Annotated in this window: 8 protein-coding genes; 3 read left to right on the top strand and 5 right to left on the bottom strand. The window is 38.9% G+C overall.

The window, feature by feature from the left end:
• Nucleotides 1-29 precede the first annotated feature (29 nt).
• Together N482_RS16890 and N482_RS16885 are read right to left on the bottom strand one after the other, a co-directional pair.
• Nucleotides 30-1,328 carry an FAD-dependent oxidoreductase gene (locus N482_RS16890; RefSeq protein ID WP_063378147.1) on the bottom strand — a complete coding sequence of 433 codons (1,299 nt, stop codon included), beginning with the start codon at nt 1,326-1,328 and terminating at the stop codon, nt 30-32.
• A 736-nt stretch (nt 1,329-2,064) separates the two neighbouring features.
• Nucleotides 2,065-3,450 (bottom strand): MATE family efflux transporter, encoded by a 1,386-nt coding sequence (locus N482_RS16885; protein ID WP_063378146.1) that lies wholly within the window; start codon nt 3,448-3,450, stop codon nt 2,065-2,067.
• Nucleotides 3,451-3,811: 361 nt separating this feature from the next.
• Between N482_RS16885 and N482_RS16880 the strand changes: the two genes are divergently transcribed.
• Nucleotides 3,812-4,210, top strand: a complete 399-nt coding sequence (locus N482_RS16880) for a MerC domain-containing protein (protein WP_081228027.1) — start codon at nt 3,812-3,814, stop codon at nt 4,208-4,210.
• 253 nt (nt 4,211-4,463) lie between these two features.
• Nucleotides 4,464-7,886 (top strand): PAS domain S-box protein, encoded by a 3,423-nt coding sequence (locus N482_RS16870; protein WP_063378144.1) that lies wholly within the window; start codon nt 4,464-4,466, stop codon nt 7,884-7,886.
• Here N482_RS16870 and N482_RS16865 read toward each other — a convergent pair.
• Together N482_RS16865 and N482_RS16860 are read right to left on the bottom strand one after the other, a co-directional pair.
• Nucleotides 7,878-9,047 (bottom strand): response regulator, encoded by a 1,170-nt coding sequence (locus N482_RS16865; RefSeq protein WP_063378143.1) that lies wholly within the window; start codon nt 9,045-9,047, stop codon nt 7,878-7,880. The two genes, N482_RS16870 and N482_RS16865, sit on opposite strands and share 9 nt — an antisense overlap.
• Nucleotides 9,048-9,275: 228 nt before the next feature.
• Nucleotides 9,276-10,820 carry a basic secretory protein-like protein gene (locus N482_RS16860; protein ID WP_063378142.1) on the bottom strand — a complete coding sequence of 515 codons (1,545 nt, stop codon included), beginning with the start codon at nt 10,818-10,820 and terminating at the stop codon, nt 9,276-9,278.
• A gap of 525 nt (nt 10,821-11,345) precedes the next feature.
• On the opposite strand from N482_RS16860, the gene N482_RS16855 reads away from it, so the two are divergent.
• Entirely contained in the window at nt 11,346-11,660 is a 315-nt protein-coding gene (locus tag N482_RS16855) for a GNAT family N-acetyltransferase (protein WP_331245820.1), read from the top strand.
• Nucleotides 11,661-11,692: 32 nt separating this feature from the next.
• Here the strand turns inward: N482_RS16855 and N482_RS16850 are convergent, their stop codons facing one another.
• A complete protein-coding gene (locus N482_RS16850) occupies nt 11,693-12,568 on the bottom strand; it encodes a carboxylate/amino acid/amine transporter (RefSeq protein ID WP_063378141.1) in 876 nt (291 codons plus the stop codon).
• Nucleotides 12,569-13,127: the final 559 nt, after the last annotated feature.

Genomic DNA, 13,127 nt, shown 5'->3' with positions numbered 1-13,127 from the left:
TTCTTTAGTCTGTACTGTGTAGATGACAATTAAACGTGTGCCAGTTCTTCGCTTCTCTGCTTTTGAGCTTGCTCAGAACCCAGTCGCTTCAATAGTGTTTCAGCTGCACTCCTGCCAGCCATAATACCGCCTTCCATCCAGCCGCAGTGCGGTGTATAGGCATCACTCGCAGAGATTATGCGAGATTTTTTATGCACTAATGTCATAGGGTGATTTGGGCAACACTCCTGAGAGAACTCAACGCCATGAGTCCAATGTTTGTAGGTATGGATATGCGGATCAGGCAGTTGGCTTTCATGGCATCGCAATGCTTCAGCCATCAGTGTTTTTACTGTGCTTAGGTAGTGAGCTTCGCCCCTTAAGGTCGTATCACGCCAAAAGTTTGCGTAATCGCTGTCGGTATAAAAAAATACATACCTGTTGTCCTTGAAATACAGCTTACGTATAGGGTTATTCGTAATTACAACATGATCTGCCAGATCTAACTCTTGCCACCAAGGTGCATCATAAAATAAAAAGCCTTTGAACAAAGGAATGGACCCGTAAGTGTAGTCACTCCAATTTTGTGGAAAGCCACAATTGAGCTTTTTCATCGCTGTTGGAGGAAAGGTTAGTATCATCTCACCTTCAGAAATAGTGACCTCTTGCTTCCCATCTTTGATTAATTTGAGTGCAGAGCCGTTATTGTTGGTTTCTATACCTGCAAGTTCATGGTCAAAGTAAAATTCAACGCCATGTGCCAATGCTTCTTGATATAGCTTTTCTGTTAGCGCTGAAAAGCCTTCTTTTAAGTTAAACCACTCATATCCCGCATTTTCAGAAAAGCCCTGTATTTCGGGGTGTTTCTCAATTATATCAAAAGCAATATGCGGTGAAATGTTGGGCAGTGATAAAGAGTCGTAGCCTAGTGCGTTGATCATTTCCTTAGCTTGATGTCTGCCAACATAAATAGTTAGAAACTCTTCAAAAGAATCGTTTGGGTGTTCATCACATAGAGGTTTTAAATTTTTTAAAATGCTCTTTAAACTTTTATGCAATGCTTGTGGACGCTTTAGTTGTGTAAAAGGGAATGTTTCGTAAGGTAAGTTTAAAGACGTCACTTGTTCCTTGACATTGTGATGAAGCTGGGAAGAAAATCTGCCTGCACCCAGGTCCACAAAGTGATCATTGACTTTAACTGCATGTGCTCGACCACCAACTCGTTTCTTATGTTCATAAACCTTAATTGAACTCTTTTTGCATGCTTTTGATTTTGCTAATGTAAGCGCGCAAATAATGCCTGATATTCCTGCACCTATGATCGAGATAGTGTTTTCTCTAATCGCCATGTTCCATATTTCCTTGAGTTTTCCTAAAAACTTATAGCTTTAAATGAGACTTCATCAATAATTAACATTAATTAAATATCAAATATCACTTTTAAGCCGGTTTATTCACTGGTTCACGATGAAATTAAATTCGTATTCCCTAAAATCAATCGATTACGATAATTCAAACCCGCAGTATGCGTTTTATTAAATGATACCACTGTTGTTCCTCATAATTAACAAAGATCAGTAAAATGTTATTAAAATAATGATATTTTCGGTCTGAAATAAATCCTTCATTGTCCTTATTATTGCAATTTGTGCATTTGCTCTATTGCAAAGTTAGCCTTAATTTTATTTTCGGGGATAAATCAATGTGCAGGTTGGGTGATAAATCGATGAATTTTTGTTTTCAATTTGGGGATAAATATGTTGGAAATGTGGAGCTGTAATTTCATTGTATTACAAGTCGGGTTACAAAGTGTACGTCACTATGCAGATAGTTCTTTAGGACTATTGAATAAGACCATGAATTAACTGAACTAATAGCAAAAAACAACTCTTTTTTAAGGGAATATGAAGAATTTAAAGCGTGTTATTTAAATTGAGAAAATTTCTTTGTGAAAGATTGCACTTTTAACGAGAGTTTGATCTTAGCTTGTACCGGTTACCTAGAGTAGGAAAACAATAGATAACCCGGTATTTGTTTATTTGCAATGGAAAAAGTAAGATGAATTTTTTATAACTCCATCCTTTTCTAGTTCTTTTTTATTAGCCTGTTAAGTGTGAAAATTGAAAAGCTGAGGGCAAAAACTCCACCAGCCACGTCTGCAATGGGAAATGACCACCATAAAGCGTCCGAACCGTATAGTTTTGGTAGAGTTACCATTAAAGGTAAAAGTAATACATAAGTGCGGGCGGCATCTAACATGGTAGCTGGGATTGCTTTACCCATTCCTTGAAACAATCCACTAGACATCATACAGAATCCTGCAGTGGTAAAACCTGCAAATGCAATTAAAGCAATCTCTTTCCCTAAATTCGTTACTAGTTCATCGCTGGTAAATAGTGCAATAAGCCATTGTGCGTTTAAGCACAGGATAAAGGTAACGACCAATCCCCATATTGTGCTGATTAGGCACGCGACCAGATAGGCCTTTTTAACGCGCAAAAACTCTCCAGCGCCATAGTTAAAGCCTGCCAAGGTTTGCAGCGCCACCATCATGCCTATAACTGGTAAAAACAAGAACATGTAACATCGAACCAAAATTCCGTGGGCTGTGATAAGGGGCTCAGAATTTTGCGCGAATACAGTAGAGATTGAATACACTGTTGCAGCTAAGATCACTGAAAAGCCACCGTGTGAAAGTAAAACTGGTAATCCCAGGCTTAGCATTTTGAGATGAACTTGGATTGGGCTCAGTAAACTACGACGTTGGAATTTAACAGCGCTTTCGCCCTTAGATTGAAGTTGAATTGCAATAACTAAGGCAATACTTAAAGCACAGATAGTTGCCCAAGCGGCACCTGCAACTCCCCACTCAAATACAAAAATAAAAAGAGCATCCAACAATATGTTCAATATAGATGCAGTAGAGAGTACTTGCATCATAGCTTTTGGGTTTCCTGATGCGCGAAAGCCTTCAGTAATTTGGTTACAAATAAACCCAATTACCCAAAACAACACAATGGGAGTAATGTAGCTAGTTGCCTGAGCTTGTAAAGACTCTGGAACAGCCAACAGGCTAAAAATACTGCCAAGGTTCAAGTAGGTGAGAGTACAAAGTAGCAATGCACTCAATATGGCTAACATAAATGAAGCAGAAAATACTTCGTTTGCATCTTTTTGTCGTTTAGCGCCTAGATATCTAGACACAAGAGAAGCCATACCGCTGCCGAGCATTGTGCTGATAGCGATGAGTATCATTTGGATGGGGAAAACTGCTGATACAGCGCCCATTGCTTGCGCGCCAATCCCTTGAGAGATAAACAGTGCATCAACAAAAGTGTACAGCCCATTAATGACCATACCTAAAATTGTTGGGATTGCTAAAAAGCAGAACTGTTTAAATATAGGTCCGGTGAGCAAAGGAGATTCGGATTGCTCATCTATTGTGCTCATTTCTGCTGTAGTCGTACTCATGCTTATTCCTTGTATTCTGATGTTAAAGCTGTGGATAGTTTACTGAAAAAATGTTTGTAAAGGTTAATTCTGTGTTTTAAATTTTTAATTTTGTGTTTTTTTTGACTTGAATTCGGGCCATTTGTGTATGGGAGGACGTTGTTTATCGTTTGTAAAGCCATAATTTATTTCACAAAAAAATGTGTTGTTGATGTCTTTTTTATTAACTTTTATGGATTTGCTAAATGTACTAAATCGATTGGATATAGAGATCTTGAGGGTGAATGTGATGACCGAGGTATTAAATAAGACATGAAATTTATAATTATTTGCTCAGCATTGTTATGTTATATTGTTTCTTTTTAATTTGAGGAGATTTAAATTGCGTGGTCAATTTCAACAAGTTGGAGACAAAGTGTCTATCGGCTTGGCAACAATGTGTGTCATTCATTGTATTGTGCTGCCTATTTTGTTTGTGGCATTGCCTTTCTTATCGGTAAGCTTTTTACAAGAAGAGGCATTTCACCAATTGCTCCTTGGAGGTGTACTTTTAACAAGTGTTTTAGCTTTGGTATCAGGCTGTAAAACACATAGTAAATGGCACATTTTTTCGTTTGGGATTACAGGACTGGCAGTACTATCAATCGCGGCTTTCTTTGGGCATGATTTTCTTGGAGAATATGGTGAAACGATTTTGACCGTTGTAGGAAGCCTCATTGTTGCCTTTTCACATTTAAAAAATATTAAAGAGTGTAAAGCAGCTAGGTGTTGTTCCTCTTAATGGGGCAACTTAGGTAAATACCTAAGCTTAATTTTGTATTTCTCTCATCTTCAAAGTAGTAAATTTGATGCCCTTTTTTTGATAAGTGGGTGGTTTTTTTGTTATGTACTATGCTCAGAGCATTAACTATATGCTTTGAGAGGCAAAGTGCTTCGTTCATCTTATCCCCTTGGTTGTTTGCTTCCTTGCGTTCAATCCCAGAATAAAAAGTGCATAAAAACAATAAGTCAATCCACCACTGTAGGGGACTGACATGCACTCGGTGAAAAACTTTGTCAGATTGCCTATTGCACTGAAGATTTTTGTTGTAGTGGTGTTTGGTTTATTAGCTCAGGTGGCGACCTTACAATTATTTACCCTCAAACAAACCGTTGATAGTCATCTTAATACGCGTGTGGACGAGGTTATGAGCCTTTTCGTGCAAGCACAAACAGCTCTAGAGTTTATGGTCTCTGAGAATCGAGAGGATGCAATTGATAAATATTTAAACTTAATGAAATCCCACTCAGACGTTGAATTAGCCGTTGTATTTGATGATAAAGGTGAAGTGTTTTTAGCTACTCAACCTGAGTATATCGGCATGACTGCAAGCGCAGTACTCGCGAAGTTTGAATTCAATGAATCTGAGTCATCAAATTTATCAAACGTGTTAGTGCAAAAGGAGACAATGGATTCATTTGACCGCGAGTCAAACCTTTTTGTTATGTCTGGCCCGATAGTTTCGCAAAGTACCACTCATCAAGAAAATGCCAAGCGTTTATTGATCTTGGCGGATTATTCCTATGCAGAAAAATACATAGAAAATTCCACCATGCATGCCTTTACACCGCTCTTTGTCATCATGCTCGTTACCGCATTGTTAGTTGCAATGATCTTTCATGTCTCGATTCAAAAGCGGCTGCGAAAAATTTTTACTCACTTTGATAATTTCCATGCCGAAAAAGGTATCACCTTTATTGATATTGGTGGAAAAGATGAACTTAGTGAACTGGCTAGAAGGAGCAATGTATTGTTCCAAGACCTAGCCATAAGTCACTCCGAGGTTAGTCAGCAAAAGGACTATTTTCAAGCGCTATTTGAGGGCATTACAGATGCCGTCGTCATTGTGGATGAGCAAGGTGCAATACTGGACTTGAACCATACTGCCAAGCAATGCCTTTCAAAGGGTTTGGCTGAATCAAAGCAATTTAACGAGCAGTTCATATTATCTCATGACTTTGACACCAAACAGTTAGTATCTCTTTCAAAAGAAGCGGATAGCCACAGGGGAAAAAGTATAAAAAGCTTTTGGCTAAATCAGAAAAAATGGCATGCGATCAACTTATCTATTACTAAACTGACAATGGCAAAGCAGGGGTTATCTTGCTATTTGATCGCATTTGTAGACCAACAGAAAGAGTTTGAACTCACGTTGCAATTACAGCTGAGTGAGCGAAAACTGTTTTCCATCATTGAGAACTTACCTGAAAGCGTATTTTTATTGCAGGAGAATGGTGAGGTTGCTTATCTCAACGGGCAGTTGAAGCGTTTTCTAACTACGGATACTAAGGTATCGAATGCCGAAGAGTTATTAAAGGCATGTCCAAAAAATATCGCCACTTTCTTAGAGCTTCGTATGCAGTCGGTGATGTCTGGAGATAGCTATATAAGAGAAGAAATACATTATAAATTTCGCGGAGAAACGTATTATTGTGCCATTACGCTGTTTCCAATTATCAAGCAAAATAAAAGCAATTATGCAATGGCTGGGTTTATTTCAGACATTACGGTACAAAAGAAAACTGATTATGAACTACAGCAGATTCAAAAACGATTAGCTGAGTTGGTTCGCCACGCTCCGATGGCAATTATTGAATGGGACCAAGCGCTTAACATTGTATTTTGTAATCAGGCTGCTTCAGATCTTTTTGGCAGTTGCCAACACTCTCTTGTAGGGAGTAATTTGTCGGAGCTCGTTGCAGTTGACTTCTATTCTGATCTAGAGCGTTACTTACTTCAAACTATATCGAACGAACACAATGCAAAACAGTTAATTGCTATAGCAGATAAAAAAGGCAGGCAACGGGTTACTGAGTGGCATAGTTTCATTCTTTCTGATGAAACCAGCGAGGCAGCGAGATATGCTTCGCTAATTTCTGATATTACGATGCTACGCGAGGTGATTGAATCACTTGAGCTTAAAGAAGCAGAAAAAGACGAAGTGCTCCAATCAATGGTTGATCCTGTGATTACCATCAACGACAAAGGGCAAATACTGACATTTAACAAAGCCGCAGAGGTTGCATTTCAATATGAGGCGCAGCATGTAATTGGTGAAAATGTCAAAATGTTGATGCCAGAGGAGTTTGCAAAGCACCACGACTCCTTTTTACTTAACTACATTACAACTGGTCACAAACAAGTAATTGGTATCGGTAGGCAAGTGATGGGCAAGCGGGCCTGTGGAGATGTGTTTCCTATGCACTTGTCTATTAGCGAATTGCCTATTATGCCAAATGGGGTGAGAAGGTTTATTGGTAACTGCGTTGACTTGACCAACATCAAAGATAAGGAAGAGCAGCTCAGGCGGTCGATGAAAATGGACGCGCTAGGTAAATTAACGGGAGGGATAGCGCATGATTTCAATAATTTAATAGGGATAATGCTGGGGTATAGCGATATTATTACGATGCAGTCATCTCTTGAGCCTGAAATCAAAAGTTATGTACAAGAAATAGTAAAAGCAGGAGAGCGGGCAACAAATCTCACCCACAAATTATTGAGCTTTTCAAAAAAAGAAAGTGCACTGAGTGAGGTTTTTTCTTTAAATGACGCCCTTGTTGATAGCCGCCAATTACTAGAAAAGTCACTAAAGCCTGATATAAAGCTAATTTTTGACTTGGCTGAGGATTTACCTGATGTGCAGCTTGATAGGCATGATTTTGATGACATGATATTGAACTTGGTGATTAATAGTGTTCATGCAATTAAAGAAGCAGGTAGTGTGACCATCAAAACAAGTCTGGATTGGTATCAAAATGATAAAATAGATCACTCAACGAGTTTACATGTTAAGTGTGAAGTAATAGATACCGGAGAAGGTATTAAAGAGCAGCATTTAGACAATATTTTTGATCCTTTCTTTTCAACCAAGGGTGATCAAGGCACTGGCTTGGGGTTAAGCCAAGTATATGCATTTATTCAACGCAGTCTGGGCGTTGTTGATGTAAAGAGCTGTCAAAGAGGCACTACATTTACCATTTATTTTCCTGCGTTGGAATCTAAGTCCAAGCTGATGTCTCAAGCTAAGCTTAACTATGAACATGTACACCAAACGCCATGCCGCATTTTAGTTGTTGATGATGAAGCATCACTTGCAGGCGTAATGGCAAAACTTCTATGTCAGGCGGGTCACACTGTAGACACTAAAACTTGTGGTATCGAAGCGCTGGAGATACTAAAAGAAAACGCATATGATTTGATCATATCGGATGTACTAATGCCCGATGTAAATGGCTTTAGTCTAGTCAAACAGGCTCAGGGGCTTCATCCAGAGATAAAAGTGCAGATGATAAGCGGCTATGTGGATATTGAAAAAGTCAGCGATTTTGATAGTGCCCTTTACGCAAACATTATTCGCAAACCGTTTCGCCCTCAGGAGTTACTAAATAGAGTAGCGACACTTTGCTCAAAATAACTCTGGCTTAGTATTGTTTAAATCAAGGTCCGTTTCCAACTCGGGAGCTACTTTTTGCTCCATTTCAAAGTACTTATCAGTTTTTTGGATTATGCTGGTTAAGTTTGATTTTAATAAATTAATTTTCGGTTCAATTGAGCCGAGGCTTTTGGCCTCTTTTTCAATTAAATTGGCAATAAACTGCTCCTGCTCTTCAGTTAAATCTAAAATATGAAAACTAGACGTAATTTGCTGGTTTAAGTCATGCATGACATCATGTATTAAACATTTATACTCTTCTGATAAAGTGTGTAATTCGCCAATGCCTGAAGTGATATCTACAACGATTTGTTCCATTGCTTGCTGGCGGTACAAGTCCAGTAATTTGGCTTCCAGCCCCTCAATTATAGCAACTGAGATATCATTGATAGCACCGCTATCCTCGGGTGATTCAGACATGTTTTTGATTAAAAAAGATATGTGCTTTTCGTTTACAATCAATCGTCTACCAAAGCTATGCAGACGACCTTTTGTACAGAGTAACTCAAATATGTTTTGCTCTATTGGGCTGATACTTGCGCCATTTGGACCATAAAAAGTAATCTCTTCTTTTTTGACCATGACGCTTGTAAGTAATCCTAATTGTTTCATGGTAGCGAAAAATTGATTGATTACTTGATGCTCATTTTTGCACTGGTTAAGTGATTTGAAGAACTGCATTACCAAACTATAGTGGGAAGCCTGTTGCATTGAAGAGAGGGCCAGTGTGATCGACTCTTGTTCGCTGGCTTTGAGTTCCACTTGTGATTGAATAAACTCAGACACCTTCTGTACTTTTGTGACGAGTTCTTTGATTTGAAATGGCTTTGCAATGAAGTCATCTGCGCCTACATCAAAAGCGCGTAAACGCATATCTAAATTATTGTACCCGGACACCAGAAATAGGGCGCAATTGCTGGTTAAAATTTCGTTTTTGATTTTCTCGCAAGCTGCAAGCCCATCAATACCTGGCATGCTAATATCCATCAAAATTACTTGCGGGCTATAATTCTCAAGAATCTCATAGGCCTCTTGTGCGGATGAGGCTTGCTCACATGAAAAACAAGGCTCGAGTGCGGCGAGGATCATATCCCTCACTGGTTTTTCATCATCAACTATTAGCACCTTAGCGTTGCCCGACATGATTCTTATACTCCTACTGTGAGCTGGTAAAACTAGATAAAATGTACCACTCTCAACAGCATAGTGTAGAACGATTATATGCGCTAAAAAAATATGATCTTAGCTAGGGCTATTTATCTATGTTCAGAATAATTTGGTTTGATTTTTAGTGAAAGCAAGCCGCTTCAAACTTAAAAGCCAAATGCAGCTTGCAGGGTTTTAGACGGGGAAGGGATCAGTTATCACCTTTCAATATGGGAGTTGTCCACCACTATTGATAAAGTTGGCATATTCTTGCCAAAGATCGTCAACACCTCTTCCTAAAATACTTCTAAACGCGGAATCAAATGACCATGTATAATTACCAAGATCTTTAGCTGTCTTGTTAAATTTATACAAGAATTCTGGGTCATGTGTGACCCTGACATAATGCAAGAAAAAGCCTGTGGTAGTGTAGCCACCTAACCATTTTTTTGGATCGGTAACGTTAGGCTGTCTCGTTTTATGAAAGCCTTCTCCGATCCTTACCGCATCGGCAAGTCCTTCGGTATATGCCCAAAACGCTTTTCCATCACCATAACTGTCGCGGGTGAGCGGTGAGTTATTGTACCCGTGAGTTACTTCATGAAAAAGAATACCATCAATCTCATCTCTTATGGCTGCGTCAGAATTTCCGTTGTCTCGATAAAGGTTAGCTAGATGGGTCGTACTGACTACAATGGTCATTTCTCCAGAGCCATCTTCTCCCATTTTGTAAGCGACAAATTCATTGCCCCAGTGATCTTTTGCCCTTAGCTCGAACCTAAGATTTCTAAATCTGTTCGATTCTATTGGATCGCTATAAAGGATCTTGGCAACATCGACACATCGATTCGCCATATGTCCAGAGGGATCAGATATTATACGTTTGAATAGAATTGAGCCTTGAGTCTGCGGGTCTACATCAACGAAATCGACTTGTGGCTTTTTCCACTGTCCATCGGGCGGCGTTGTGGTTTGCTCTAGGATATTGACGGTATAGCTTGTATTGCTGTATGCGTACACAGATACATAGAGGTCATTACCCTGTAAATTACATGATTCAGTTGTGGTAGGTGATGTACTGCTACAGTCAAAATTCTGTGTTGTTGGCTGAGCACCTAATCGCATATACAAGTCAGCATCGCCAGAGCCGCTGGTGGTTGCAATCACTTTATTTGCAACATTAAATGGACCAAAGTGTTGCCATTGGCGCGCATTTAATGAATTAGTTTGTGTGATAGGCAGCTCATTTGGTGGGGTTACTATGCTAGAACCAAACATCTCAACCTCAGCTAGCTGTAAAATGTTGGCACCATGGTTTGCCGTTACGTTTAAACGAACAAATTGAAATGCTTGCGGATTAGGTACATTGAATTGTTTAGTTTGATAGCGAGCGCCGAATGACTGGTTATTGCGGGTATCTAATGTGTACCAATTAACGCCATCAGAAGATCCTTGCAATTGCCAGTCTTGAGGGTCGCGACTGGGTGCATCATTTGCTGATGTGAGTGTATAGCTGGTAATTCGCTGCGGCTGGTCGAACTGATAGCTGATCCAGCCTGATGGAGAAAACGTGAGCCATTTGCTGTATTGGTCATTATCAAAGGCTTTGGTACGTCCTTCGAAAGTGCCATTTTCACCAGAAGCGGATATTGCATTTGGGTTTGCTGATGTGAGATCTGTATTAGCATATGCCGAAATTGATAAAGTAGCAGCAATTATGCACGCAAGCTTTGTGTACTTCAAAGCGTTATTTGTATGTCTTTGATTCATTTTTACGCAACCTTGTATCGTTCCAAAAATTATTCGAATTTGCCTGATGTTCCAATAAGTTCTTTCTTGCTTAACTCATATTTTTTGTGTCGTTGTCACTGTTATTATTTATTGGAACGTTTTAATAATTGGTTGTAAAATGTACTTTGTCAAAGGTTTTTTACATTAGGTTAACTGTTTCGCGTTTTTTTGGTTTGATAAATAGTCAGATTATTGGGCTTTTCATCAGTTGTTTTTAGACCTTGCGGTTAAAAAAATATTGAGTAATGATGTATAATATGTTGAAAAGTATCGCTATAATTTTTCTATCGGGAAATAGCAACCATCATTCAAAAAATAAACTATTTTACCGACAAATAGTTTTAAAAAAGATCTAACGAGTTACTGATAAATACACCTAAGGGGGTCACAGCAAAGTGCAGTATTTGGTTGAACAAGGCACGCTAGACGAGCTGTCTGAGATAGAACAACAAATTCCTTAAATCTAAAGATACGATAGTTGCACGTCTACAAAACCGTCGCTCGTTGCTGTTGGTTGCTAAGGTAAATGGAAAGCCTGTTGCGTATAAACTAGGCTACGAGAAATCGACACAGCACTTTTATAGTTGGTTAGGTGCTGTAATACCTGAGTATCGCGGTAGTGGCATTGCGCAATCATTACTGAATGAACAAGAAAGGTGGTGTCTAGAGCAGGGCTATGAATTTATATCTGTGAAGTCCATGAATAAGTTTAAATCTATGCTTATGATGCTTTTAAAAAATAATTATCACATTGTGGCTTGCAACCCTGTCAATGATGGAACAGATAGTAAAATCAAATTTCTAAAGCTGTTAGGTTGAGAGGCCTCATGTTTGCTTGTGGCCTCTAGTTATTACTCGTTTTCGAATGTCTGAGTCTTAGAATGTTTGGCTTCAAAATATCTATCCAGATACAGAGCAAAGAAAATAATTACACTGCCAATAGCCAGTTTCTCTAAACTGGTTTCTCTGTTCCAAATAACCAAGTTAACCAAAATTCCAGCTGGTACCAGCACATTATTCATTGCTGCCAATGTACCAACTGATACCAAAGTTGCGCCTTTATTCCAAAGAAAATACCCAAGCCCTGATGCTACGAGACCCAGATACAGTAAAATCCCCCATTGCTTGGTGGTTGTAGGGAGCTTATTACTATCACCAAATAACATAAAGCCTGCGCCAGAGACAATCAGTGCACCAATAAAGAAAAAGCCAAAACTGCTATGTTGTGATATGGATGAATGTTGAATTAATCGTTTGTAGAGCACTTGACCAAGTGCGAAGCACAAATTGGCACCTTGCACTAAGCATAAGCCAACCCAAAATTTCTCATTGATTTGTTCATAGCGAATAGTAATAGCACCTAAGGTTGCGATAAGTGCTACCAGAATATGGTGAGCTTGAAAGCGCTTATTCAAAAAATCATTAATCAAGGCTATGTAAACAGGTGTCATTACAGTAAATAACAATACCTCAGGGACACTAAGAAATAAAAATGAATGGTAGTAAAATCCGTACATTACACCTATTTGGATGGCTCCAATCAGCATGAGCCTTAAAGCTGTTTGCAGTGGGACCTGCCCAACTTTTATAAATGGTAAAAAGATGAGCGTCGCGATAAATACGCGACTCATTGCTGCAAACCAAGAATCAACCTGACCTGCTAAGTAAACGCCAATAAGACTAAATGAAAATGCCCACAGTGCGGTGACAAGTGATAAATGTAGCATAGAGATTGACTGAGTTTTTTAGTCATTTTATGCGTAATAAGAAATGAAATCGATAGAAATTTCATATAGTGGAGCTGTGTTCAGAAGGAAACCTAACTTCATTGAAAATATAATAGTTCGAAAATAACGAAGTAAATAACCGTTATAATATGATTTTAATTTACTACTCAATGGTTACAATGAAGTTGTTTTCACATTTATCCCTTTCATGATTACCCATGATGTGTTAAAGGCCGCCCTTCCCAGGCGGCCTTTTTATTTTCAGCACTTTATTACTTTTTCAATGATTGCCTAAAACGTATTACTGAGCATGATTGGCTTTCACTGTAGCTGAAAACCTATGCACTTAGATTCATCTGCGGCAAGGCTTTAAACTGTGAGTTTTTGTAAGTTATATAATCTGCTAGCTATTGAATGCTTGAAATATACTCTGGGTAAATATCGCGCCCGTTCAACTATCATTTTGATTTTAATTTAGCTTCGTTCATCTTGGGCTAAACTTGGTGAGTGCATAGTCCCCGACAATTGTTGTGCGCATATGCACAACCTGCAGTTCACA

Origin of the sequence: Pseudoalteromonas luteoviolacea NCIMB 1942, from assembly GCF_001625595.1 — a bacterium.
In the GTDB taxonomy this organism is placed as follows: domain Bacteria; phylum Pseudomonadota; class Gammaproteobacteria; order Enterobacterales; family Alteromonadaceae; genus Pseudoalteromonas; species Pseudoalteromonas luteoviolacea_A.
Note: the sequence above shows the minus strand (reverse complement) of the source record. Positions and strands in the feature narration are given on the sequence as shown.